General features: G+C 67.9%; 23 protein-coding genes. 11 read left to right on the top strand and 12 right to left on the bottom strand.

Annotated elements, in window-relative coordinates:
- Positions 1-108: 108 nt before the first annotated feature.
- Entirely contained in the window at positions 109-1,545 is a 1,437-nt protein-coding gene (locus IE247_RS06580; protein WP_229868721.1) for an APC family permease, read from the top strand.
- A 164-nt stretch (positions 1,546-1,709) separates the two neighbouring features.
- On the opposite strand, the gene IE247_RS06575 is transcribed toward IE247_RS06580, so the two are convergent.
- Entirely contained in the window at positions 1,710-2,246 is a 537-nt protein-coding gene (locus IE247_RS06575) for an NUDIX hydrolase (protein ID WP_190121917.1), read from the bottom strand.
- Between the two features lie 82 nt (positions 2,247-2,328).
- The gene (locus IE247_RS06570; RefSeq protein WP_190121916.1) at positions 2,329-2,805 is read right to left on the bottom strand and encodes an ATP-binding protein; all 477 of its coding nucleotides are present in this window, start codon (positions 2,803-2,805) and stop codon (positions 2,329-2,331) included.
- Positions 2,806-3,049: 244 nt separating this feature from the next.
- Here IE247_RS06570 and IE247_RS06565 point away from each other — a divergent pair, with 244 nt between their 5' ends.
- The 6 genes from IE247_RS06565 to IE247_RS06540 all read left to right on the top strand — a co-directional run bounded on the left by IE247_RS06565 (position 3,050) and on the right by IE247_RS06540 (position 8,054).
- Positions 3,050-3,934: a helix-turn-helix domain-containing protein gene (locus IE247_RS06565; RefSeq protein WP_190122115.1), complete on the top strand. Its 885-nt coding sequence runs from the start codon at positions 3,050-3,052 to the stop codon at positions 3,932-3,934.
- Positions 3,935-3,938: 4 nt separating this feature from the next.
- Positions 3,939-4,211 carry a DUF397 domain-containing protein gene (locus IE247_RS06560; protein ID WP_190121915.1) on the top strand — a complete coding sequence of 91 codons (273 nt, stop codon included), beginning with the start codon at positions 3,939-3,941 and terminating at the stop codon, positions 4,209-4,211.
- Between the two features lie 771 nt (positions 4,212-4,982).
- On the top strand, positions 4,983-5,873 hold the full coding sequence (locus tag IE247_RS06555) for a S1 family peptidase (RefSeq protein WP_190121914.1): 891 nt from the start codon (positions 4,983-4,985) through the stop codon (positions 5,871-5,873).
- Between the two features lie 144 nt (positions 5,874-6,017).
- A complete protein-coding gene (locus IE247_RS06550; RefSeq protein WP_229868719.1) occupies positions 6,018-6,341 on the top strand; it encodes a nuclear transport factor 2 family protein in 324 nt (107 codons plus the stop codon).
- 40 nt (positions 6,342-6,381) lie between these two features.
- Entirely contained in the window at positions 6,382-7,482 is a 1,101-nt protein-coding gene (locus IE247_RS06545) for a saccharopine dehydrogenase family protein (protein ID WP_190121912.1), read from the top strand.
- Positions 7,479-8,054 carry a TetR/AcrR family transcriptional regulator gene (locus IE247_RS06540; RefSeq protein ID WP_190121911.1) on the top strand — a complete coding sequence of 192 codons (576 nt, stop codon included), beginning with the start codon at positions 7,479-7,481 and terminating at the stop codon, positions 8,052-8,054. Before IE247_RS06545 ends, IE247_RS06540 begins: the two co-directional genes overlap by 4 nt.
- Before the next feature lie 280 nt (positions 8,055-8,334).
- On the opposite strand, the gene IE247_RS06535 is transcribed toward IE247_RS06540, so the two are convergent.
- The 5 genes from IE247_RS06535 to IE247_RS06515 form a co-directional block, all read right to left on the bottom strand.
- Positions 8,335-8,931, bottom strand: coding sequence for a GNAT family N-acetyltransferase (locus IE247_RS06535; RefSeq protein WP_190121910.1), 597 nt, complete (start codon positions 8,929-8,931; stop codon positions 8,335-8,337).
- Positions 8,932-9,013: 82 nt separating this feature from the next.
- Positions 9,014-9,802 carry a hypothetical protein gene (locus IE247_RS06530; protein ID WP_190121909.1) on the bottom strand — a complete coding sequence of 263 codons (789 nt, stop codon included), beginning with the start codon at positions 9,800-9,802 and terminating at the stop codon, positions 9,014-9,016.
- An 874-nt stretch (positions 9,803-10,676) separates the two neighbouring features.
- Positions 10,677-11,471: a helix-turn-helix domain-containing protein gene (locus IE247_RS06525; protein WP_373305515.1), complete on the bottom strand. Its 795-nt coding sequence runs from the start codon at positions 11,469-11,471 to the stop codon at positions 10,677-10,679.
- A gap of 78 nt (positions 11,472-11,549) precedes the next feature.
- On the bottom strand, positions 11,550-12,062 hold the full coding sequence (locus IE247_RS06520) for a DUF6879 family protein (protein WP_190121907.1): 513 nt from the start codon (positions 12,060-12,062) through the stop codon (positions 11,550-11,552).
- Positions 12,040-12,309, bottom strand: a complete 270-nt coding sequence (locus IE247_RS06515) for a hypothetical protein (RefSeq protein ID WP_190121906.1) — start codon at positions 12,307-12,309, stop codon at positions 12,040-12,042. Before IE247_RS06515 ends, IE247_RS06520 begins: the two co-directional genes overlap by 23 nt.
- A 294-nt stretch (positions 12,310-12,603) precedes the next feature.
- Here IE247_RS06515 and IE247_RS06510 point away from each other — a divergent pair, with 294 nt between their 5' ends.
- From IE247_RS06510 to IE247_RS06495, 4 genes are all read left to right on the top strand, one after another.
- Positions 12,604-13,074, top strand: coding sequence for an NUDIX hydrolase (locus tag IE247_RS06510; RefSeq protein WP_190121905.1), 471 nt, complete (start codon positions 12,604-12,606; stop codon positions 13,072-13,074).
- A gap of 755 nt (positions 13,075-13,829) precedes the next feature.
- A complete protein-coding gene (locus IE247_RS06505) occupies positions 13,830-14,585 on the top strand; it encodes a class I SAM-dependent methyltransferase (protein ID WP_190122114.1) in 756 nt (251 codons plus the stop codon).
- 245 nt (positions 14,586-14,830) lie between these two features.
- Positions 14,831-17,482 (top strand): rifamycin-inactivating phosphotransferase, encoded by a 2,652-nt coding sequence (gene rph / locus IE247_RS06500; RefSeq protein ID WP_190121904.1) that lies wholly within the window; start codon positions 14,831-14,833, stop codon positions 17,480-17,482.
- A gap of 540 nt (positions 17,483-18,022) precedes the next feature.
- Positions 18,023-18,661: a choice-of-anchor C family protein gene (locus IE247_RS06495; protein ID WP_190121903.1), complete on the top strand. Its 639-nt coding sequence runs from the start codon at positions 18,023-18,025 to the stop codon at positions 18,659-18,661.
- 92 nt (positions 18,662-18,753) lie between these two features.
- Here IE247_RS06495 and IE247_RS06490 read toward each other — a convergent pair whose 3' ends face one another.
- From IE247_RS06490 to IE247_RS06470, 5 genes are all read right to left on the bottom strand, one after another.
- Positions 18,754-19,350: a dihydrofolate reductase family protein gene (locus tag IE247_RS06490; protein ID WP_190121902.1), complete on the bottom strand. Its 597-nt coding sequence runs from the start codon at positions 19,348-19,350 to the stop codon at positions 18,754-18,756.
- Positions 19,351-19,450: 100 nt separating this feature from the next.
- On the bottom strand, positions 19,451-20,020 hold the full coding sequence (locus IE247_RS06485) for a hypothetical protein (RefSeq protein ID WP_190121901.1): 570 nt from the start codon (positions 20,018-20,020) through the stop codon (positions 19,451-19,453).
- A 231-nt stretch (positions 20,021-20,251) separates the two neighbouring features.
- Positions 20,252-23,644: a S8 family peptidase gene (locus IE247_RS06480; protein WP_308433196.1), complete on the bottom strand. Its 3,393-nt coding sequence runs from the start codon at positions 23,642-23,644 to the stop codon at positions 20,252-20,254.
- Positions 23,645-24,089: 445 nt separating this feature from the next.
- Complete coding sequence (locus IE247_RS06475) at positions 24,090-24,641, bottom strand: Rv1352/Rv1906c domain-containing protein (RefSeq protein ID WP_190121900.1); 552 nt, start codon at positions 24,639-24,641, stop codon at positions 24,090-24,092.
- 329 nt (positions 24,642-24,970) lie between these two features.
- Complete coding sequence (locus IE247_RS06470; protein ID WP_190121899.1) at positions 24,971-25,300, bottom strand: MazG-like family protein; 330 nt, start codon at positions 25,298-25,300, stop codon at positions 24,971-24,973.
- Positions 25,301-25,335 lie beyond the last annotated feature (35 nt).

Genomic DNA, 25,335 nt, shown 5'->3' with positions numbered 1-25,335 from the left:
TTCCGAACTCCGTAAGATTACGTATGTCGGTCACCGCCGGGTTTTGCCACTCTTCGGGCATCGATTGAACTCCCGTTGAACCGACGGGCGCGGAGAGGAATCAAGCCGGTGTCCAGTAGCGAAACTGAGAAAGCGCCCCAGCCGACGCCCCAGCCGACAGGACAGTCGACAGGCAAGCTGACCCGAGTGCTGCGGCTGCCCGCGATCGTGCTCTTCGGCCTCACTTACATGTCGCCCGTCGCGGTCTTCACCACTTACGGGATCGTCAACGACGAGACCGCCGGACATCTCCCGGCGGCATATGTCCTGGCACTCGGCGTGATGATGCTGACGGCACACAGTTACGGCCGGATGGTCCGCAGCTTTCCGGCGGCCGGCTCCGCGTACAAGTATTCACAGAAGGTGTTCGGCGGCCATGTCGGGTTTCTGACCGGCTGGACGCTGATGCTCGACTATCTCTTCCTCCCCATGGTGTCTTTCCTGCTGGCGGGCATCTATCTGCACGCGCAGTTCCCCGGGGTGCCGCAAGGCGTGTGGAGCGTCCTGGTCCTCCTGGTGGTGCTGGTCTTCAACGTCCTCGGGGTCAAGTTCGTCAGCCGTATCACCGCGATCGTCATGGGTGTGACGGCGCTGCTCCTGATCACCTTCGTCACCCTCGGCGGCATCGAGTCCCAGGTCTCGGCGGGCGACGCGCTCCAGTCCTTCATCCCCGAGTCCGGCCAGTGGTCGCTGCTGGCGGGCGGCGCGGCGATCCTGGCGCTCAGCTTCCTCGGCTTCGACGCGGTCTCCACGCTTGCCGAGGAGGCGCACAACCCGCGCCGCACGATCCCGCTGGGCATCATCCTCACCACCGCGATCGGCGGCGGACTCTTCATCCTCGTCGCCTGGGTCGGCTCGCTCGTCCGCCCCGACAACGACTTCACCAACCCGGACTCGGCGGGCGCGGAGCTGATGGAGACCGTCGGGGGCTCCGCCCTGAGCGGGGCCTTCACGGCGGTGTACGTCCTCGGCTGCTTCGGCTCGGCGATGGTCTCCCAGGCCAGCGTCTCGCGGATCATCTTCTCCATGGGCCGTGACGGCCTGCTGCCCCGCCGCCTCTTCGGTCGGCTGAACCCCAGATTCGGCACCCCGGTCGGCGCGCTCCTCGCGGTCTCAGCGGTGGCCCTGCTCTCCACCGTCCTCACGCTCGACCAGGCCGTCGTAATGATCAACTTCGGTGCGCTGGCCGCCTTCTCCATGGTCAACCTGAGCGTGATCAAGCACTACCTCTTCGGCCGGGGCCGCAAGAATGGCCTGGGAGCCCGCTCGCTCCTGATCAACGGCCTGCTCCCGGGCCTGGGCTTCGCCAGCACCGTCTGGCTCTGGACCAGCCTCACCGGCGACACCTTCGTCGTCGGCCTCCTCTGGATGGCGGTCGGCGTGATCCTCCTCGCCGTCTCCACCCGCTTCTTCACCCGCAAGCCCCCGGAGCTGCACATGGAGGAGGGCGGCGAGGAGCTGGCCCCGGGCCCGGAGGAGATCACTCCGGGCAGTACGAAGGTCTGAACGAGGTCTGAACGAAGGTCTGACGGCGCTGTGGGTCTCTCCGCCCGGAGAGACCCACAGCCATGTCCGTACGTCTCAGCGCGCACCCCCCAGCACCGCCCAGGCCAGCGTCCCGGTCAGGGCGAGTACGGACAGGATGCACGCGATCTGCTCGGCCCGTGGACTCACAGCGGGAGCGCCATGCGGGCGATCAGCCGCTCCGCCAGCCGGGGGGCGATCTCCGCTATCGGCACCCATCTGGCCCGACCGCTGGCCACGAGCCGGGCGGGCAGCGCCCGCGAGTGCGCCCGGAACAGATACCGGAACCCGAACCTCAGCCGATGCCCCTCCTCCGGGGCCGCCCAGATCACATCCACCGCGATCGGATCCTCGGCCCCGGGCACGGCCCACACGCCCTCCATGCCGGCGAACTCGCCCAGCACCCGCAGCGCCGCCGCCCCCATCGACTCGTCGTGCGGCAGCGGCGAACCCTCCGCCAGCGCCCACCACGTCCGATGGCTGAAGGCGAGCACCCGTTCCTGCTCGTCCACCACCAGGGCAGCCGCCTTCACCAGCGGGCACTGATTCTCATGGAGACACCCCCCTTGCGAGGAGTGGTCCCGTATGGCGTCGTACAGCGGCATCAATGCCCCTGTCTCCGCCGGATGCTGATGCATATAACTCGTGAGTGCCTTCACGATGTCGCTGTCCGCGACAGGCATACACGCCACCTGCTTCCGTGCTGCGCCCGACCAGGTCTTCCGGCCGGATCGTCCGACGATTCGATATTTCTCGATCGAATCGTCAGGCCACCACTTCTTGTGTCGGCACGGTGCACCAGGTGCAAGAGCCCTTTCTTCCCCAAGTTTGGGCCAGCAGGTCGACGAGCAGCATCCCGCGTCCGCTTTCGTCGTCGTGACTGGGGTAACGGATCCTCGGTACGCCGCTCCCGTGGTCGTCCACTTCGATACGGATCTCCCGGCGCGGGTCGCATTCCAGGGTGAAGCTGACCTCTTCGCCGCCGCCGTGGGTAATGGCATTGGTGACGATCTCGCTCACCAGGAGTTCGGTGGTGTGCAGAAGATCGGGGTCGGTCAGTCCATTGCGATACAGAATTGCGCCGGAGAGATGGCGGACGCGTACGACCCAATCGGCTTCCGGCGGGAATGAGAGCTTGATCCGCTGAATGCGGGCGGTGTGGGGGTCGAGACCGGGCGGCGGGGTGCTGCTGCCGTTGGCCGAAGTTGGCCGGTGGGTGGGGGAGTTGAAGGGTCCGGGCATCGCGAATCCTTTTGCTGGGTGCCTCGTTGAACTTCGGGGCGATGAATCCGCGTCCAGGATGGCACCGGGAGCGCTACTGTAGGTGCCGTCTCAAGGGGCTTCTGAAATCAAAGTTCTGCGGGAACTGCTTCTATTTCGTGGCATGTTCGAAGCAGCGCAGAAGCTCCTGCTGTGGCGCAGAACGTTTCTTGCCTTGGCGGAACCATCGCCGACACACTGGATAACGCGTGCGGGGAGGAAGCAGATGATCACGAACATTGAGTCGGCCACGCCGGCTCTCTGCCGTCTGCACTTGGGTACTGAGTTAAGGCAACTTCGCCTGGCGGCGGAGCTGAGGGCCAACCAGGTCGTGAGAAGGCTGCTCTGGAGCCCGTCGAAGCTGACCCGGCTGGAGACGGGGGAGAACGCGTCGGTGGAGCCGTCGGACGTGATCGCGCTGTGCGACATGTACGGGGCGGACGCGGACAAGCGGGCGCTGCTGACGGCGTACGCGGCGGTGACGAAGACGAAGAAGGACTGGTGGCAGACGGATGAGTACAGGCCGGCCATAAGCCCGACGTTCAAGGCGTATCTGGGGCTGGAGGAGACGGCGGCCTCGATGCACAAGTACGAGGCGGAGTACGTCCCGGGCCTGCTCCAGACGGAGGAGTATGTGAGAGGGCTCCATCAGCAAGTGTTGAAGGGGAACGCCGCCGAGGGCATCGAAAAGTGGGTGGCGGTCCGGATGGCTCGCCAGGAGGTCCTGCGCAGAGCGGAACTCCCCCTCCGCTTCACCGCAGTCATCAATGAGGCGGTGCTTCTCCGCCAGACGGCTAGCCCGGCGGTGATGCGGGCTCAACTGGAGCACATCGCCGAGGTCGCGTCCTCGCTGCCTTCAGTCCGAGTCCAGGTGATCCCCTTCAAGAGCGGCGCGCATGTGGGTATGGATGGCGCCTTCACCCTCCTGCGCTTCCGGGAGAGTGAGGCGATGAAGCCCATCGTCTACCTGGAGGGACTTGTCGATGCTCAAGTGGTCCGCAGCACAGCGGACGTGACACGGTACGACGAGGCCTTCACGGAGCTCCAAGCCGATGCTCTGGGGCCGAAGGAATCCCTGAGCATGATCCGAGAAGCGATAAAGGAGTACTGAGCAGATGACCAATGAACTGCTGGCTGAGGCCCGCTGGTTCACCTCCAGCTACAGCAACGCCCAGGGCGGTCAGTGCGTGGAGGTGGCGCAGTTGGAAGGAGCCCGCTGGTTCACTTCCAGCTACAGCAACGCTCAGGGCGGCGAGTGCGTCGAGGCGGCCCTGTTCCCCAACGCGATAGCGGTCCGCGACTCCAAGACTCCTGACGGCCCCGCCTTCGTCTTCGAGGGTTCCGCATGGGCGGGCTTCGTCACCTCTCTCAAGTCCGGCGATCTTTAACAGCCGTACCGCTCCACCCCACGGGCCACCTCGTCTTCGTACGGCGAGGTGGCCCGTTCTCATGCGTACCGGTTCCGGTTGTGCGCCCCCAGCATGTGCGCCGCGCATAAACCAGACACGCGCCCCCCGTGATCGAAGAGGACAATCGGCCCATACGGCGGACGTTGGCCGATTCCGGTGAGCGCTTTCCGTACTCGCATTTGGCCACGCGTGCCCCTTGACGGCCCAATCTCCCCGGCACCGCACAGCCGACTCTCAGGAACCGGGCCGGGGGAGTGGTCGGCAGTGCCCGTGGCACGTTCCGGAATGGCGTGGATCTTTCGTCGCCCGAGTGAACACCGTATGGCGGGACATTGATTCCGGTGATCCTGCGCTCCTTGTCAAGAGGACGATGAGCAGCCAATCCGCTCTGAGTTCCCTGATGGAAACACCTGCACGGGATCTTCACGTATCACTCGGTACTGACCGGCGCGCACACATTTGCCGGAATCCGACGAAAGTCCATTCGGTGGCTGGGTGTCGCCCTTGCGCCAGTTGTCCACACCACTGGATTCGCTGCGGAAAGCCGGGGGCCCGATTTCGCCACCGTGTGGACTTCTCCACCACAACGCGCGTAGTGCGGCCAAAAGGCGAGCTTGTCGCGACGGCGCAGGGCACCCAGGATCCGTACCACGCCGTTTGACAGGCCCATGACTGCCGCATTGTCGGGGGACTGTCGTCTGCGCCGCAGTGGGCCCGGACATCGAACGGGCCCCGGATTCTGGAGGATTTGTGAAGGTCAAGAAGTTCACCAGAGGTGCGCGACTGCTCGCCGTCGCCGCCAGCCTGGTCACCGCCGCCGCCCTCGCCGCCCCCACTGCCGTGGCCGATTCCCACGCGACCGCCGCCCCCAGCGCCGCCCAGCTCGCCAAGGCGAGCGACGGCGTCCTGAAGGCCGACATCGGCGGTACCTCCTGGTACACCGACAAGGCCACCGGCAAGGTCGTCGTCACCGTCGACAGCACCGTCTCCGCCGCCGAGATAGCCAAGATCAAGAAGACTGCCGGAGACCAGTCCGGCGCCCTTCAGATCAAGCACACCCCCGGCAAGTTCAACCGTCTCATCGCGGGCGGCGAGGCCATCTACGGTGCCGGTGCGCGCTGTTCCCTCGGCTTCAACGTCGTCGGCGGCGGCGTCTACTACGCCCTCACCGCCGGCCACTGCACCAACGGCCGCCCCTCCTGGACCTTCGGCGGCGGCACCCTCGGCAACGTGGCCGCCGGTCAGTTCCCCACGTACGACTACGGCGTGATCCGCCACGCCAACAACGCCAACGCCGACGGCCGCGTCTACCTCCACAACGGCACCTACCGCGACATCGTCAACGCCAACACCCCGAGCGTCGGCCAGCGCGTCGAGCGCAGCGGCTCCACCACCGGCTGGCGCACCGGCAACGTCACCGCCCTCAACGCCACCGTCAACTACGGCGGCGGCCAGGTCGTCTACGGCACCATCCAGACCAACGTCTGCGGCCAGCCCGGCGACTCCGGCGGCCCCCTCTTCAGCGGCAACACCGCCCACGGCCTCCTCTCCGGCGGCAGCGGCAACTGCACCTCCGGCGGCATCACCTTCTACGAGCCGGTCACCCGCCCGCTCGGCATCCACGGCCTGAGCGTCTTCTAAGCCTTCCCCCTCCGGCGCTCCGCGCGGCCCCTGCCTTCGGGCGGGGGCCGCTTGTGGTGCGTTTGGCGTATGCCGGGGGGCGGGGAGCGGCGGTCCGGGATACGGATGGAGTGCCCGTGTCTGTTTCTGCTTTTGGAGACTCCCGTGCCGCTGACTGTGGAGGAACTGATCGACCCTGCCGTGCGGAGGTTCGTGGCGGCGGTGAACGCGGGGGACAGGGCGGCTTTCCGGGCGGCGCTGGCCCCGGGGGCGACGATGGCGGACGACGGGAGTGAGCGGAATCTGACCGAGTGGACCGAGAAGGAGATCTTCGCGCCGCGCGGGCGGATGGAGGTGGAGTCGCAGTCGGAGGACGGGAGGGGGTTGGTGGTGAGGTTCTGGAATGAGGTGTGGGGAGAGATGCGTACGAAGTGGCGTTTTCTTGTTACAGACGGTGAAATCACCCGCTTCGAGACCGGCCAGGCGTGAGGGTGAGCGTTTTTAGGTCGCATGACCTATAGTCGGGCTTATGGTTAATGACGAGCTGGTGCATGACGCTGCCGGACCGGTGCTGCTGGTCGGCGGGTATGGAACGGTGGGGGCGGAGCTGGCCCGGGCGGTGAGTGGCCGGTGGCCGCTGCTGCTGGCGGGGCGCTCCCCGGAGAAGGCGGCGGGCCTGTGCGCCGAGATCTCGGCGGAGGGTTCTGCCGAGGCCAGGCGGTGGGACCTGGCGTCGCCGGAGCCCTTCGGGGCCTCCGTACGCGCGGTGGTCAGCCTGGTGAACGACCCGGACGACCGGGTCCTCCGCGCCGCCCTCGCGGGCGGCATCCCCTACGTCGACGTCACCCGCTGGACGGCCCGCATGCAGCGCGCCATCACCCTCACCTCCCTGGCCTCCCCCTCCGCCCCCGTCCTCCTCTCCTCCGGCTGGATGGGCGGCGTCGTCCCCCTGGTCGCCACCGCCCTCGCCGACCGCCTCGGCGGCCTCGACACCCTCGACACCGCCATCCGCTACGACCTCTCCGACCGCGCCGGCGTCGACTCCGTCGAGTTCATGGACCGCCTCGGCGTCGACTTCGAAATCCTCCAATCCGGCCACCCCACCGTCGTCACCCCCCTCACCTCCCCCCGCACCCTCCCCATCGGCCCCCACCGCACCAAAGTCGCCCGCATCGACACCCCCGAACAATTCACCCTCCCCCTCACCCTCAACCCCCACACCGTCTCCACCCGCCTCGGCTTCAGTAACCCCACCTCCACCACCACCCTCCTCACCCTCGCCAAATCCGGCTTCTTCCGCCGCACCCGCTCCCCCCGCTGGCGCCCCCTCCGCCACCGCCTCCTCTACTCCCCGGGCGAAGGCGGCACCGCCATCCTCCGCATCGAGGCCCAAGGGCCTGGTGGTTCTCTGACCGCAACCGTGACCGACCCGCTCGGCCAGGCCCACATGACCGCCATGGGCGGCCTCCTCGGCCTCCGCCGCGTGCTCGGCGAAGACGGCGCTCCCGCAGCCCGTGCGGGCGTTGTCTTCCCGGAGTCCCACCCGCTCCCCGGGACTGTCCTGGGTGCCCTCTCCGACCTCGGTGTCTCGACCTCCCTCGCCGACACCCCCTCCCAGGCGGCGGCATGACCACCGCCAAGGGCACCGCCCGCCGCGCCGCCCTCCTGGACGCCGCCGAGGCGACTTTGATCGCAGGCGGCCACTCAGCCCTCTCCCTCCGCGCGGTCGCCGACACAGCGGGCGTCCGTCTAGGCCACCTCCAGTACTACTTCCCGACCCGCGACGCCCTGGTGTCCGAGCTTCTCGCCCGGATCCTCCAACGCTCCTTGGACGAGGTGGCCGCTGCTGTTCCCTCGTCTCCGGACGCGCCTCTGGGGGATCTCGTCGCGGTTCTTCTCGCTCAGCAGACCGACGCCGAGTTGGTTCGGGTGTTCGTCGAGCTTTGGGCGCTCGCCGCTCGCGACGAGTCGGTGGCGACGGCGGTTCGAGCTTTCTACGTCCAGTACGCGGACCTGGTCGCGGCTCGGATCGGCGCTCACGCGCCGGACGTTCCGGCCGAGGAGGTTCGGGCCCGGGCGGAGACCTTCATCGCGCTGATCGAGGGCAGCTCGCTGATGCGGTCGGGGGTGGGGGGGAGTCCGTCGGGGGCGACGGATGGGGTGATTTTGCGGACGGCGTTGGGGATTTTGACGGGGAGGTGAGGTGGCCCCGCTCGCGCGGGGCCGACAGGGCGCGGACCCCGTCGATCGTGGCTGGGATCGGAACACCCCCGCACGCGCGGGGCCAACCCAGGAGTAGGGGACCGCCGGCGGACTCCGAGCGGACCACCCCCGCACGGGCGGGGCCAACACTTCCTGACCGGGCCTTTTGTTAGCGATCAAGGCCCGTTTCATTTAGTTGGCTCGCGCCCAGAGCCGTCCGTCCAGCTCCCACCCGAGCACCATAATTCATGAGGTCCCTCCGAAGGCGGAAGCGGCTGAACTACCCTGCACCACCAGGCAGTAGCTCCTGTACGGCAGTGTTCGACGTCAGTCGTTGACTGGCGTCGTTGAGGGTGATCCAGTAGCGGCGCTTGACCCCGGTCTCGGTGCTGCGCACATCTTCGAGGACGCCACCGTTGCTTTCGATGGTGCGCATTGAGCCGACGTTGCCGTCGTCACAGGTGAGGAGGACCCGGTCCAGACCGAGGGCCGGTGCCTTGAGTAGAACCGCTCCCAGTGCCCACGAGGCCAGTCCGCGTCTTCTGACGGAGGGCCGAACGCTGTAGCCGATGTGTCCGCCGCCTTCCAGCAGGAGGGCGTTCAGGTAGTGACGAAGATCGATGGCCCCGAGGTACGTCTCACCGTCCACGATCCACCAGTGGGTAGCGTGGACGCGCCCTTCCCCGACAGGCAGCGACCGGTCCGACTGCTGCCGCAGCCGCTCAGCCCATGAGGTGAACCCTTCTGGGCGGTCCAGGTCATCGTCACCGGCCAGACGCAGGCCGGCCCCGTCCTGGTGAGCACCAGGCTGCCACTCGTCCCGCGCCGTGAGCCACGAGGAATGCAACCGTCCAGTAGGAGCGATCAGTTCAGGCATGCGGAGGACGGTAACACCCGCACCCCTACGTGATCAGGCGCTTTGCCGCTGCGGTTGCTTGGCCCCTACCCAGGGCCCTCCTTCACTCCCTGCCCCCACCCAGAGCCTCCCCCACCCCGGCGCGATTCATCTCCTCGACCTTCGCGTACAGCCCCCGCTTCACCTCCGTCATCCGGGCCGGGTCCGGACGGGGATGTACCCAGCGGTTCCGTCCGAACACGGTCTTCGGCAGCGGGGCGCTGCGAAGGAACTCGGTGAACGCCCCGTCGCACCACGGCGGCACCCATGCGCCGGACCGGCAGACGAAGACCAGATCGAAGACGGCGGCCGGTGCCCGACCGTCGTCGATCGTCATGTCGACGGGTACGAGTGGCTCCTCCCGAGGGCGGTCGAGCGACTGTCGCCAAGGCGGGAAGCGGACGTGGAGGGAAGCCCCGGCCCAGTGGTGCGCGAGCATCCAGGACTCGCACCGGATGCCGTCGCCCGAGGTTCTCCACTCCTCGAAGCTCCGGTGGTTCTGCCGGTACCCGGCGTCATGGTGGGCGTCGTACAGGTGCACCGAATCCCAGCGCTCCTCGGGCCGGCCGAGGTCCGAGGGCCAGAGCAGTCCCGCCCACGCGTTGCTGTCGGCGTGGACGAGCACGGTTCCGGCAGAGAACCGGAACCTGCGCCAGAAGTCCCGCCAGCCTGTCACCTGTGGCAGCTCGACACCGGCCGCTGTGAAGTCGCGGTGCCGTGCCTCCCAGACGGTTTCCGTGTGGAACTCGTCTTCGGCGACCGGCCACTTGAAAAGATCGTCGTGCGGTCCTTGTGGCCCGCCTGCCGCGGGGGTGGGGAAGAAGTAGTCCCAGTCGACGACCAAGAGATGCATGGCAGAGAGACCCCAGAGAGGGAGAACATCGGTGAGCAGTTCGGCATGGCGGCCGACGGGGCCCCGATCCTCGACCGGAGCCCCGTCGGCGATCAGTGGCCGGGCGAACCGCTTCCGCCCTGGCCGTCGCCGTCCTCGATATCGGTGTTGTCGGCGTCGTCGTCGCCGCCGTGGACGGCGGCCTTGCGGGGGAGTGCTTCCTTCAGGGACAAGCGGTACCCTCCTCTGGGGTACGGCGACCCGGAGTCCGCCTGCGGGCCGTTGTGCACCTACAGCCCGCCCCGGTGTGCTTTCCCGAGCTGATGCCGGGGCGGGTCCCTCCTCGCAGACCTCCACGAGAGGGCCGACGAGAAGTCCGAGATCACCTCATGTGGCGTAAAGAGCGGTCGGATCCATGATGGCGACGGCTCTGGCAGCGATCACTGAGATGGCGATTCCTTCCGTGGATGGGAAACAGGCCCGTCAGAGGGCAGGGCTGAGTTTTTCGTCCAATGCCCGGGCCGTTGGGTGGGGATCAGCACCCTTCGTGCAGTGCTTGGACAGTGCGACAACCTTGCCGATGCGGCAGGAGGGAAGGCAACGAAGTTGCGGAGAATTGCGCGCAAGCTCAGAGAGCGTCGATCGCAGACTCGATCAACTTCCGGGCCTTCGAACCGTATACAGCCATCCCGCCCAACCCCTGGAACGCCTTCGTATAGTCGGCGATCTCGCACGGCTGCTTCACATTGATCTCGGCCGTCAGCGTCTCGCATCGCCGTGCCTGTAATTTCCGCAGTCATCACTTACCCCTCCAGAGCACGATTTCCGCCGTGCTGGTAAATCTAGAAAGGGGGAGGGGTGAGATTCCAGGAGTGTGCCGAAACTTGCCAGGTGTTCACCCTAGAGATTCGATGGCAGCGGTGATGAGCTCACGTGCAGCGGCCCCGTGTACGGCAAGTTCGCCCAGCTCGCCGAACGTCCTTGCATACAAGGCAATTTCATGCTTCTGGACGACTGTGAGATGAGCGGAAACCAGTTCAACCTTGACTGTGTGCTCGTCGAACATAAAGAAGCCCTCTACAGGCATGAGCGGGCGATCGATGGTACGGGGAATAATGCCGAGGCTCACCCTGGGCAAGGCCATGGCGCTCAGCAGGTAGCCGAGCTGGTCAGCCATCACCTCTGTGCCGCCGATGCGGTGGTAGAGGGCACTCTCTTCCAGGATGATGGCGAACGTGCGAGGTGTGTGTACGATCCGCTGCTTCTCAAGGCGGACGGCGACGGCCGACTCCACGTCGTCGATCACACCACGACGGTCTCGGATCGCGGACAGCAGAGCCTTGATGTAGGAAGCCGTCTGCACCGGGCCGGGTACGAGCCACGGTGAATAGAAGCGAAACTGCTGCGTTCGCTCCCAGAGCGGTAGGGCTGACTGCTGAGCCCATTTGAGTCCATGGCGCTCCATCTTGCGCCACTCGACATACATGCCCTCGATTCCGCGGGCCGTCGTGACGAGATCCTCCACCTCGCCCTCCGCGCCACATGCCCTGCACCAATCGCGAAGATCGCGCTCCGAGGGCGTGCGAGTGCCGCTCTCGAAGCGCGAAGCCTTCGACTCGTGCCAGCTCAGAATGGTGGCCAGGGCTCGTTTGGTGAGCCCGGCCGCTGCTCGGATCTCTGCCAGGCGCATCCCGAGTGCTTTACGGGCTTCTTGTGCGCTCGAAGATGCCGGCGGTTCCATTGCGGGATGACGGTCCTATGTGAAGTGTCAGTGCGTTTCGAACTCTGAGTGTGGAATCGCCCTGTCCCAGACGGCCTCGAAGGCCGATCCGCAGAGCTTGGCCATCTCCGGGTTGTCAGTGATCTCTGGCTCTGTGGCCTCGCCCTCCCCGTCGAAATGGTTCAGGTACAGCAGCCGGGAGTCGAACACCCAGAAGTCATTGCCCGGAAGGAGCAGGTCCGACGCGCTCCGTCGGGGGAGCCATCGCACCTGCTCGCCCGCTTTGATGTTGAGGCCCTGAGTGACCTCGTGCTCAAAGCGGATGTACTCGCTGACGGGCGTCGACACGATGCGCGCCCGACGTACCTCGACACCCCGCGAGACCGCTTCCGAAACGATGGAGAGCCAGCCACTCCAGCGTTCGGCGGGATCGATGGACTCTCCGGCCTTCCAGTCGACGAAGGCCGAGTCCGTTTTGCTGTAGGCATCGCGTGCTTCCAGATGGATCGCCGTCCTCTGGCAGTCGCGGAACAGCTCCTTAAACGTCGGGATACTCGACACCCTTCTGTACCTCCGGCTCGGCGTCCTCGGCGGCAGTCTTCCTGTCGCTCGGCAGGAAGAACTGCACCATATAGCGAGGGATCTCCACCACCGTCTCGTGCTCGGGGATGTTCATCTGCCCGAGCCGCTCCTCGTCCAGAACCTTGAACCCCTGCACGAGGTACCGGTCCGCCTCATCGTCCACGTAGACGGTGGGCGAGTTGCCGTCGGGGCTGTTCGGGTCCTTACCGAGCATGCGCAGTGCCATGACGTGCCTCCTCGGGTACTGGTGGTACTTCCCGAACCTGAGCTTGCCCTTGTCTTCGCTGCCAGGCGAGGAACTTGCCGAAACTTGCCAGGGCTCGACGAAGTGTCCGTACCTGCCTGTCTCGGGGCGACGAGCACCGATCCGAACAGGGTCTTTGGAAGGCGGCGGAATCCCTTCGTTGTCGGCCCTCTTTTTGGCACCTCCCACGGCGTAGCGCAGGAGCGATGTTCGACACCTGCGCGAGCAGCTTTGAAGCTGTGCGGGAGGCCGCTCGCCCCGTGGAAGGCTGAACCCATGGCTCGGACCGAGTATTACGACGACCCGAACGCCCTGAAGCCCAACAGCATGGTCGTCGCGGCATCCGCCGTCGTGACCGACGACCAGAACCGCATCCTCCTCCAGCGTCGCCGGGACAACGGCCTGTGGGCGCTGCCGGGCGGGGGAATGGACATGGGTGAGTCGCTGCCGGGAGCGGCTGTCCGGGAGGTCCGGGAGGAGACCGGGCTGGACGTAGATATCACGGGCCTTGTCGGTACCTACACCGACCCACGCCACATCGTCGCGTACAGCGACGGGGAGGTACGGCGACAGTTCAACGTGTGCTTCCGGGCGCGCGTCATCGGCGGGACGCCGACCATCTCTGACGAGAGCACAGAACTCCGCTTCGTGGACCCCGGCGAGCTGGCCGCGCTGCCCATGCACCACACCCAGCGACTGCGGTTGACCCACTTCCTGGAGAACCGGCCGGCTCCCTACCTCGGGTGACCCTCGGCTCCATGCGCCCTCAGTAGCCTGCGGATCAACCGCAACCTTCAGGACTGAGGAACATTCCCGCACATGCGGGACTCACGCCTTCCCGGACCTGGGCTTCTCCGACGAGGACGGACCACCCCCGCACGCGCGGGACCCACACTTCCTGACCTGGCTTTTTGTCAGCTGAATAGCACTTCGGCATGTCGAGTTCGCATGAGGCCCGCCCGCCTCCGCTGCCGCAACTCGGTCAACGCCGATTGCCCGCGTCGAGACACCTGCTGCTCGTTCCCCCTCCTCGCCAGTATGCCGAAGACCGGTGAACCAGCTCATCGTGCACGGAAGGGCAGAGAGCACCGCCCCCCGGCGGACCGCTTGATGCTGCCTCAATGGCCCTGATCCTCTCGCGTCGGTTCGTAGAGGCTCGACTTGGACACCTCTGCACCTTTGCTGACAGGACCGGCCTGCCGTGCACGCTCACGAAAGCGCGCCCGATAAAGACGAGCCGAAAGCCCCGAAGCCGCCCTCACCACCGTCACGGCAAGGGCCGCCGGGTGGAGCGGCCGGCCCGGCTGGTTATGCCAGTCCGGCAGGAATGGCGGGGCCGGTCGGTCAGACGGGACAGCTCGTGCGAGGGCAATTCCTGAGCCCAGCCCAATTGCTCCGTGAGGCTGAACGCATCGTCTCCGCGAAAACCATTGGCATCCGGCTTGCTCCGCTGATGGACTGGCGCCCTACCGTGAGTCTGCCGAGTGACGGAGGTAGTGGTTGTGACAGGCTATGACGTGCTTGCCGAGGTGTACGAATGGCTCATCTCGGATGCAAAATTGCCTCCAGCCGAGTTCGCTGCGTCGTACGACGACGTCCTCAATCTCCTGCCGTCGAACGCTCACGTCCTCGACTGTTCGTGCGGAACCGGACAGTTGGCGGTTGGCCTCGCCGGTCGCGGCATGCGGGTTGTCGCGACTGACGCCAGCGAGGGGATGGTTCGTCGGACTGCGGAGTTGTCTGAGGAGTTCGGGGCATCCGTCCGGGCCATCCGGGCGAACTGGGAAGAATTGCCCGACCATTTCCAGGACGACACGTTCGACATGGTGTTCTGCGTTGGCAACTCGCTTCACCACGCCGAGGGCGCGACAGGCAGGGGTGCTGCTCTGGAGTCGATGTCACGGCTTCTGCGCCCCGGCGGGCGCTTGGTACTCACATCCCGCACTTGGGAACTCGTGAGGGCCAGAGGCTCCCGGCTGGAGATCGGTGACCGACTCGTCCGACGGAACGGTCGCGATGCCGTCGTGGTCTACCGCTGGGAGATTGCGCCGCATTGGGAGGAGGAGCACCACATCGAGATTGCGATCGCGCAAGTTGATGCGACCGGGTTGGTTCTTGTCCGCTCGGAACTGCTGTCCTGCTGGCCCTACCGGTACGAGGAACTCGAAGCCGATCTGCACCGGGTCGGACTCCAGACGGAACTGAGCACGTTCGATCTTGAGGCCGAGAATTACATGGTGGTCGCGAGCAAGGTATGAACACCGGACTCTCAGTCCCTGGCCGGACCGCACGGCCGCGCGGACTGCCGGTGGAGGTCCTGGGGCGGATCCAAGCCCTACTGGCCCCGAACCAAAAACAAAGGCAAGGAGATGGATAGAGCTCTCCTTGCCGTTCTCAACTTATAGCGCACTGGGGGGCTTGCCACAAGGCCCCGGTCTGGGCGGAAAATCGTCGACCGACGCCACCAGCAGGTGGTTCGACGGAGTGGGAGGCGCCGGTCGCGATGGCTGAGATGTATGTGCTGGATCTTGAAGAGGTCGATGAGACGCGGACAGCGGTCGTCGGTGGCAAGGGCGCGCAATTGGGCGGGCTGTCGCGGATCGACGGGGTTCGGGTGCCGGACGGTTTCTGTGTGACGACGGATGCCTTCCGGCGGGTGATGGCGGGTATCCCGGCGATCGGGGACCGGCTCGACCGGTTGTCGCGGGTGGACCCGGACGACCGGGAGGGGATCCGTACGCTCAGCGCGGAGGTCCGCCGGGCCGTCGAGGAGGCGGCTGTCCCGGACGATCTCGCGGAGGCGGTGATCGGCGCGCTCTCCCGGTACGGGGACCGGGACGCCGCCTATGCCGTACGGTCCAGCGCGACGGCGGAGGATCTGCCGACGGCATCCTTCGCCGGGCAGCAGGACACGTATCTGAACGTGGTGGGACCGGCGTCGCTGCTCCGGCACATCAGCCGCTGCTGGGCCTCGCTGTTCACCGAACGGGCGGTGGTCTACCGGCGGCGGAACGGCATCGATCACCGTACGGTCCAGATGGCCGTGGTCGTGCAGCGGATGGTGTTCCCGGACGCGTCCGGGATCCTGTTCACGGCCGACCCCGTCACGGGCAACCGGAAGGTCGCCACCGTGGACGCCGGTTTCGGCCTCGGCGAGGCGCTGGTCTCCGGTCTGGTGAACCCGGACGTCTTCGCGGTGCGGGACGACGAGATCGTCGCCAGGACCATCGCCGCCAAACAGCGGGCCGTACTCGCCCTGCCGACCGGCGGCACCCGGGAGGTCGCGGTCGACCCGCGGCGGCAGCGGCAGCCGACGCTGACCGATGAGCAGGTCGTACGCCTCGTAGGGCTCGGGCGGCGGATCGAGGCGCACTTCGGCCGACCGCAGGACATCGAATGGTGCCTGGTGGAGGACGGTTTCCGGATCGTTCAGAGCCGGCCGATCACCACGCTGTTCCCCGTTCCCGTTCCCGAGGCGGGCGACCGGGAGAACCGTGTCTACGTCTCCGTCGGCCATCAGCAGATGATGACCGACCCCATGAAGCCCCTGGGCCTGTCCGTGTGGCAGCTGACGGCCATGGCGCCGATGCGGGAGGCCGGCGGGCGGCTGTTCGTCGACGCCACCGGGCATCTGACCTCGCCCGCGAGCCGGGCGGGCCTCCTGGGCCTGATCGGCAGAGATGACCCGCTGGTCAGGGACGCGCTGGAGACCGTCCTCGACCGCGACGACTTCATCCCCCTGCTCCCGGAACCGGAACCGGAGCCGGACCCTGAATCGGCCCCGGAATCAAGCGGGCCGCCGGCCGCAGCGGGCGCTCCGCCCGCCCCTGTCGCGACGGATCCGGCGGTCGTCACCGGGCTGGTCGAACGCAGCCGGGCCTCCGTCGCGGCCCTGGAGCGCGATATCCGGACGAAGACCGGACCGGCGCTGTTCGACTTCCTGCTGGAGGCCTTCGAGGAGCACAAACGAGTGCTCGCCGATCCGCTCAGCCTTCAAGCGATCATGGCCGGGATGGAAGCCACCTGGTGGCTCAACGACCGGCTGCGGGAATGGCTGGGTGAGAAGAACGCGGCCGACACGCTCACCCTGTCCGCCCCCGGCAACATCACCTCAGAGATGGGACTGGAGCTGCTCGACGTCGCCGACGCGATCCGCCCGCACCCGGAAGTGGTGGAGTTCCTGCGGAGCGTCGGGGACGAGGACTTCCGGGACGGGCTCGACGAGTTGGTGAAGCTGCCCGGCGGAGCCGAGGCGCGCGAGGCCCTGGAGGGCTACCTCAACCGGTACGGCATGCGCTGCGTCGGCGAGATCGACATCACCCGTCCCCGCTGGGTCGAGCGGCCCGCCACACTCGTCCCGGCGATCCTCGACAACGTCAGGAACTTTGGACCGGGTGCCGCAGGCCAGCGCTTCGAGCAGGGGCGGCAGAAGGCGCTGGAGAAGGAACTCGACGTACTGTCCCGTCTGCGGGCCCTGCCGGACGGGGACCAGAAGGCCGACGAGACCAAGCGGATGATCGACCGGGTACGGACCTTCATCGGCTACCGGGAGTACCCGAAGTACGGCATCGTCAGCCGCTACCTCGTCTACCGGCGCGCCCTGCTCGCCGAGGCCGAGCGCCTGGTGCGGTCCGGCGTACTGACCGAGCGGGAGGACGTCTTCTTCCTCACCTTCCCGGAATTCCACGAGGCCGTGCGCTCACAGCGCGTGGACGACGGGCTCATCCGGCAGCGCGAGGACGAGTTCCGCTCGTACGCCGCGCTCACCCCGCCCCGCGTGCTCACCTCGGACGGCGAGGCCGTCACCGGTGCGTACCGCCGCGAGGACGTACCCGCCGGTGCTCTCGTCGGCCTGCCGGTTTCCGCCGGGACCGTCGAGGGGAGGGCGCGAGTCGTCCTCGACATCGCGGATGCCGACCTCGAAGCGGGCGACATCCTGGTCACGACCTTCACCGACCCGAGCTGGTCCCCGCTGTTCGTCGGGATCGCGGGCCTGGTGACAGAGGTGGGCGGTCTGATGACCCATGGCGCGGTCATCGCCCGGGAGTACGGCCTGCCGGCCGTCGTGGGCGTGGACCGCGCCACCCGGCTGATCCGGGACGGGCAGCGGATCCGCGTACACGGGACCGACGGGTACATCGAGGTTCTGGCCTGACGGCTGGTAGGGGAGGGGCTGTCTCCGCACGCGCGGGGCCGATCTGCTGGCCGCCCAGCTTTACCAGGAGTCGAGGGGGCTATCCCCGCATGCGCGGGGCCGACGCGTTCGGCTTGCCGGGAACCTGCGCGATCACCGGGCTATCCCCGCATGCGCGGGGCCGACACTTCCTGACCTCGCCTTTCGTCAGCGATCAAGGCCCATCTCATTCAGTTGGATCCGTCCCTCAAGCCGACGAAAAGCACCACGAGAACCGTAACCCGCATGCCCCTTCCGAAAGCCCCAACCACCCGAACTCCCCGCCCCTGCAACAGCCGGCCCTCGACGCCGGCCACCGCCCGGGGGCGGTCGAAGGGGCGCGGGGCTGAACCGAGCGCTGCTCAGCGCTCATAAGCGCCGCTCGGGGCGGCTCACAGCGTCTCCACCCGGGAGGCCGGGTCGCCGTAGCCTGGCCGTCGGTTCCCGGCAGGTGAGGAGTGCCCCGTCCGGGACCGTACGAGCCTGACGATCACGTTCGCGTTCACGTCTCAGGGAGAGCCCATGTTCTCGTTACGCGCTTCCGCCGCTTCCGCCGCTTCCGCCGCTGTGGCCGCCCTGCTGCTGGCCGGTGCGGGAGTCAGCTCCGGCGCGGTGGCGGCACCGCCGCCCGTCAGCCGTTTTCACGACGGCAGTTTCGAATACCCCAGGGCCCCCGCCAACCTCTTCACCCCGTACTTCCCGGGAGAGGACATCGGCCCGTGGTCCGTGAGCCTCGGGGCGGTCGACCTGATCGGCGCCGGGACCTGGCAGGCGGCCGAGGGGGACCAGTCCGTCGATCTCAATGGCACGAGTGCCGTGAGCCAGACCTTCACCACCACCCCCGGCACCGCGTACACCGTCACCTACGCGCTCGCAGGCAACCCCACCGACACCGCCCCCGCCGTGAAGACGGGCAAGGTACTCATCGACGGCCAGGAGTTCCAGAACTTCTCCTTCGATGTCACCGGCAAGACTTACGCGGCCATGGGGTACGTGAACCGCCAGTTCGCCTTCGTGGCCAACGCCTCCACGACGACCATCGCCTTCGTCAGCACCACGGGTCCCACCGCGGCCAACGGCCCGGTGATCGACGACGTCCGTGTCGAGGCCCGCTCCTCCTGCCCGTCCTCCTGCGACCACCGCGACGCCGCACACAGGTAAATAGGGCGTACGTGGCGTTCTGCGGGTCCTCGGTCGCGCCTCGACGGAAGCGCGCGGCCGAGGGGCCGCCCCCGGCTGTCCGGGAGGTCGCTTCAGTCGCTGACGCGCGTGTAAGTGAGGAACACCGCTCCGCTCTTGAGGACGGTGTGGTCCGCGAGTGTCCAGGTACGCGGGTCGAAGGCGGCTTCGCGGGAGAACAGCGGGATGCCGTTGCCGATGGTCAGAGGGCCGACTTTGAGGATCAGGGTGTCGATCTCGGAGTACAGGGCGCCCGCGAGCTGGGCACCGCCGAGCAGCCAGATGTCTTTGCCGTCCTGGTGCTTGAGCCGGCGAACGGTGGCCACCGGGTCGTCGGCGACGAGTTCGACGGCCGGGTTCGGGCTCTCGGTCAGGGTGCGGGAGAAGACCAGGTGGCGGAGGTGGGGGTAGGCGTCGGCGATGCCGGCGGCGAGGCCGATCTCGTAGCTGCGCCGGCCTTCGAGCACGGTGTCAAAGCGGGTGCCCTCGGCCGTGACAGACAGGGCCTGCCGGGCCTGGACGGGCAGGGTTTCCGGGTACTCGGTCACGAGGTGCTGGACGTAGTCCTCGGCTATGGGCCAGAAGCCGTTCGGGCCGGTGGGGTCCCCGCCGTCCGGGCCTGCGATGAAGCCGTCGAGAGTGGTGCCGATGTAGTGGACGAGTTTGCGCATGCCAGGTCCCTTCGCTTGGTCACGCTGTCGCGGGGGCGCGGCCCGGGGGCCACCGGGTGATCATGGCACCCGGTGGCTCCGGTCATTCGCCCCACTCACCTCACTCGCCCGTTCGGGGCTCTGCCCGACGGCGACGGTAGTAGGCGATGGCCAGGACGATGATGATCGGTCCCCATAGGGCGGTCGGGGAGACGCACACCGTCGCGAGGATCTGCCAGGCGTCGCTGGTGTAGTGGACGGTTTCGATGACGCCGTACGGGGTGAGCCTGTTGCCGTCGCCGATGGGAATGCCGGTGAACATCGCGGTGAGGGCCAGGCCGCCGATGACGGCCGGGGCGACGGCCGCCATCGGCCGTATGCGCTTGCCGCCGATGACCGGGATCCAGGAGGGTGCCACCTCGCCCCATCCCCGTACCAGGCCGATCGCGAGGACCGCGATCGCTTCGGAGAGCACGCTGAGCCCGAGAACGTACGGAACGCTGATCCAGTACGGCGGCATGCCGAGTCCCTGGACCTGGCCCATCTCGAAGTGGAAGGCGAAGGGCAGCCGCCACAGGCACGACGGCAGCAGAAGCCACGGAAGCGCGTAGGCGAGGCGCATCGCCCAGCGGGGGACCGGGCGCTCGGTGTCGTCGACGGATGGGGGAGTGTGAAGGAGCTTCGGGGACATGACCTCAGCCTGGCCCGGCGACCACCGCAAAGGATCACCCTCGCGGGCCGGGCTCATCCCCCATGCGGCGGAGTCGCGTCCACGACCTCAGGTTGAGTGCGCGCGGCACCCTGAAGCACTCCGAAGCACTCCGAAGCGCCCCGAACGCGGACGGCGGCCCGCCGGAACCCTCGTGACGAGGTGCTCCGCCGGGCCGCCGCAGTGGCGGATGCGGTTGCGTGCTGCCGGTGCCTACTTGCCGAAGAAGGCGTTGTGGACGGTCACCTTGGCGGTGCCGCCCTGCTTGTCGGTCACCTGGGCGCGGAGGGTGATGGCCTTGCCCTTGGCGGGGTTCTTCACGGTGGCCTTGTTGTCGGTGATGGTGAGCTTGCGCCAGGTCTTGCCGCCGTCGTAGGAGGCGTGGGCGGTGAGGGACTTGACGTTGTTGCCCTTGGCGGCGGCGCCGTGGATGTGGAGGGGGATGGTCTGGGTCGCGCCGGCGGGGGCGGTGCTGTCGTTGTTGACCTTGGCGTTGGTGAAGCGGACGGTGGAGATCGGGAGCGTCTCGACGTCGTTCGCGGGGGCCTTGCCGGCGCGGAAGGTCCAGTCGGCGTCGATACGGGTGCTCACGCGGGCGGTGGCGGCGCTGCGGGTGACGGAGGTGGTGAGCTTGAACCGGCCGGGCTCGCTGCCGATGGGGAGCAGCTCGCCGCGGGTCAGGGCCTTGGTGCTTTCGGCGATCTGCTTGCCGTCGCGGTGCAGGGTGGTCTTCTCGGACGTGGTCGCGGAGGAGCCGGTGTGGCCCCGGCCGTCGGAGAACAGGGGGACCTGGGCCATCATCCGGTCGTCGAGGCGTGCGAGGGACGACTGTGCCGGGCTGAAGACGGCGGTGTTGAAGGTCTCCTTGTGGGTCTTGCCGGCGGGGTAGGTCTTGGGCCGGGAGTCCAGGCCGGCGTCGACGCGGTAGCCGTTCTGGGGGTCACCTTCGGCGAGCTGAAGGAAGGAGAAGCTCCACTTGGCCTTGTCGCCGGTGGAGACGTACATGGTGCGGGTGTCGGGGAGGGGGCGTGCGAGGCTCAGGTCGGAGACTCCCCAGTCGCCGAGCGGCATGTTCAGGTTCGCGCCCAGGACGGCTTGCTTGCCCTTGGCCGAGGCGCCGATGCCGACCTTCACCGTCGCGAATTCCTCGGCCTTGAAGGCGCGGGTGTAGCCGGTGGCGATCCGCTTCACCGGGCCGCCGGAGGCGGCGTTGTACTCGGTGCCGGTGCCGGTGCCGGTGCCGGTGCCGGTGCCGGTGCCGGTGCCGGTGGCGGCGCCCTTTCCGCGCCAGTTCCCCGCCCACACCTGCTTCAGGGATCCGTCCGTGACCTGCGGGCCGAGGTGGCCGACGCGGAACCGGGCGAAGTCCTCGGTGGCGTAGAACCCGTTGAAGCTGCCGCCGTCCGGTGTGGACCGGGTGAACTGCATGAATCCGCCGACGAAGGAGGTCTTCTTGTCGGGCACGGTCATCTTCACGGGCTTGGCGTGGCGGGCGTCGAGGGTGACCGTCCGGGTCTTGTCGACGGTCAGTTTGGGCTGGATCAGCATGTCGCGCCCCTGGTCGGGGTTGTCCAGGTCGATCAGGGACTGCGCGTCGAGGACGTACTCGCCCTTGGGCAGCCGGAGCGTGACATCGCCGTCCGCGGAATTGACGAAGTGCCATTCCCCGTCGGTCCGGGACGACAGCGTCGACTCGAAGTTCCGGCTCTGCTTTCCGTCCCGTCCGATGTGCTTGAAGGTGACCTCGTACGACTCGACCTCCCGCTCGACCGCCGCGGTGGACCGGACGGTCTGACCGTCGCCGGACGACGCCACGACCGTGGCCGTGAAGTGGCCGTTGTCGGTGCCGACGCGGGTGTCGGCGGTGAAGTCGACGGAGGCGGTGCCGCCGGCCGGGACGGTGACCCGGTCCGTGCCGAGGGCGAAGAAGCCGGCGGGGACGGGCTTGCCGCCGGGGCCGTGCGCGGCGATCTTCAGATCGAGGGCGATGTCCGCCGTACCGCTGTTGCGGTAGGTGATCTTCTTGGTGACCGGGGTGTTGTCGGTGTGCGGCCACGCCTGCTTGCCGAGGTTGAGGGAGGACTCCTCGGCGACCACGGTCTGGTTCATCGCCCTGTCGACGACGATCCGGCCGGTGCCCTGCTCGTACGGGGTGTGCCCGGTGTCCTGCGCGGACGAGGCGAGCGCGCTCCGCAGCTCCTTGGCCTTCCACCGCGGGTGCCGCTGCTTGAGGAGGGCGGCGGCGCCCGCGACATGCGGGGTGGCCATCGACGTACCGGACATCGAGGCGTAGCCCGGGGTGGTGCCGGTTCCGGTGCCGGAGGCCGCGGCGGCGGAGATGTTCACGCCGGGCGCGGCCACATCGGGCTTGAGGCCGCCGCCGAGGCGGGGGCCGGTGCTGGAGAAGTCGGCGAGCTTGTCCGCGTGGTCGACGGCGCCGACGGTGAGAGCGCCGTCGGCGCTGCCGGGCGAGCCGATCGTCTGCGGTCCGCCGTTGCCCGCCGCCACGGCGAAGAGTACGCCGGTCTCGGCCGTCGCCTTGTTGATGTGGGCTTCGAGCGGGTCGATCTCGGGGGTGTCCCGGCCGCCGAGGCTGAGGTTGACGATGTCCGCGCCCTGGGCCACCGCCCACTCCATGGCGGCGAGGGTGCCGGAGTCGCTGCCGAAGCCGTCGTCGCCCAGCACCTTGCCGTTGAGGATCTCGGCCTGGGGCGCGACCCCCCGGTGGGTTCCCTTCGACTGGGCCCCGCTGCCGGCGGCCGTGGAGGCCACATGGGTTCCATGGCCGTTGCGGTCGGTGGCGTCCGGGGACCCGCTGAAGTCCTGGGCCGCGACGACCCGGCCCTTCAGGTCGGGGTGCTCGGCGTCGACCCCCGTGTCGAGTACGGCGATCTTCACCCCCTTGCCCTCGTAGCCCGACTCCCACGCCTTGGGCGCGCCGATCTGCCCGGTGCTCCTCTCCAGCGTCGCCCTGCGGATCCCGTCCAGCCAGATCCTGCTGATCCCGGCCGCCGTGGCCCGCGCCCCGCTGTTCGTCCCCCTGGTCAGCGTCTCCCACAGCTCCGGCGTCGCGGTCACCGCATCCGCGTTCAGCGTCCTCAGCGACCGGTTCAACTCCGTCTCCCCGGCCGCCCGAACCGCCTTCCGCGCCCCCGTCCCGGCCGCCGCCCCGCCGTACTCCACGATCAGCCGCAGCCCGTCCCGGTACGCCTTCCGGCTCTCCGGCCGGCTCAGCTCGGTCACATCGAACAGCCGCTGGTCCAGCCTGCCGTCGGCTATCAGCTCACGCGCGTCATGAGGCACCGCGTACGTGTGACCACGATCGGTGTACGTCTGTACGGCTATCCCCTCCCGCCCCTCGCCGTGATCAAAGCCCGTGACCTTCCCCTGCCCGTCCACCCTGACCCTGTCCCCGGTGACCAGCGCGACCCACTCCGCCGCCACCCCGCTGCCGCTGCTGTTCCCGCCGCTGCCGCTGCTGCTGCCGCCGTGCGGCGAGGAAGCGGTGGCGGCCGCGGTCCCCGCCCCGGTCATTCCGGCGACCAACGCCAGCGAGACCGCGACGGTGAGCGCCGAGACCCCTGCGCGCTGCTGCTTGTTGAACACAAATCCTCCTGGGGGCTGAGCGAGCCGGTGCCGCCTCGCTCACCCCGGGAGAAGTGGAGTTCGGGCCTCCGAGGTTGATTGAAAGGTGAATGATGGCTGGAAATGGATTGTGGGGGTGCGACTTCTGGTCGCGCTTCCGGTGTGGATGAACGGGGTGGGGGGTGCTGCCGTCCTAGTTGGCTTGGGGGGGTACGGGGGGCCGGGTGCGGGGAATCCGCCTCCCCGCCGCAGGCGCGGGGCCGACGCGATCGCAGCCGTACGCCCAGCATGTCCAGCGGACCATCCCCGCACACGCGGGGCCGACATGCACCGTGCGGCGCTGGAACAGACCACGGCGGGAACACCCTCGCTCGCGCGGGGCCTGCGTGGCCGATTGGACGTTTGTGATCACTGGGATCGAGCCATCCCAGCCCGCCACCCCCGGGCCCCACCCCCTCCGCGAGAGCTACTTCCGCGGAGTCAGGGGCTCGCACCCCTGCACCGTGAGCACCCCGTCCGCCTTGGTCAGGGTGATGATGATTCGCTCGTCGGCGTTGGCGCTCTTGATCTGGGGCATCTCGCCCTCGGCCGGCTTGGTGGTGATGGTGCAGAACTCGAAGGGGCCCTTCTTGGCGCCCGGGGTGGTGTAGGTGCCGGCGGGGATGTCCTCGCCGACGAGGTAGTCGCCGTTGCTGTATGACTTTTGGGCGGGCGCGGGCTTCTCGGCCGTTTCCGCTGCCTCTGCCTTCTCTGCCTTCTCTGTCTTCTCTGCCTTCTCCGGCTTCTCGGCGGCGGACGGGATGGAGGGGGCCTTGGCGGTGTCGGGCTTTTTGTCGGTGGGGTCGCTGCTGCTGAGGGCGGCGCCGATGATTCCGAGGATGAGGAAGAAGCCGACGACGCTGCCGAGGACGATGGCGACGGTGGCGCCGGTGGAGAGCTTCTTCTTCGGGGGCGGGGGAGGCGGGCCGTAGCCGGGGTGGTTGGGATAGGGCTGCTGCCCGGGGTACTGCTGGCTCATGCGCCATTCCCCTTGGTGGATCGTGGATGGTGAACGGATGGTGTGTGTGGGGGGACAGCGAATGTATCCGGGGGTGGGTGGGGCGGGGGTGGCGGCCCCAAGATCTGTTACCTCTCCGGTACGACGGGTGGCGGGAGGCGATGTGATCACTGTCGGACCTGCGCTGCCGGACCCGCTCCCGCATGAGGCGGCCTGAGGGACGAGATGTCGAACCTTCAGGCGGTGGCGTTGGAGAAGCCTTCGAAATGCTCCGGGGGGGGGGTACCCTTCCCGGCCGCCGCACACGGCCGGTAGGGGTACGCGCCGGTGACGCGCGGTATGGGGAAGGCTCAGCCCAGCGACCTCGCGGCCACCGCGCCCACTCGCCCTTCGAGTACCGCCGCCGCGTTCGGGGTCAGGGTGCGGAGGGCGACCATGGCCGTGATGATGACGTCGGAGAGTTCGGACTCGACGTCCTCCCAGCGGTGGGTGACGCCCTTGCGGGGGTTCTGGCCGGTCGCCCCGACCACCGCCCGGGCGGCCTCGCCGACCTCCTCGGAGAGTTTGAGGACGCGCAGCAGCAGCTCTTCCTCGCGCGGGCGGGTGGTGTTGTTGTCGTTGAGCCAGGTGTGAAGGCGGTCTACGGCGTCCCAGATCGGGTCGAGGGTGGTGTGATCCATGGGTTCAGCGTCCCATGCGCGGCCCGGCGGAGGAC

This window comes from Streptomyces inusitatus, from assembly GCF_014651115.1.
Classification (GTDB): domain Bacteria; phylum Actinomycetota; class Actinomycetes; order Streptomycetales; family Streptomycetaceae; genus Streptomyces; species Streptomyces amakusaensis.
Note: the sequence above shows the minus strand (reverse complement) of the source record. Positions and strands in the feature narration are given on the sequence as shown.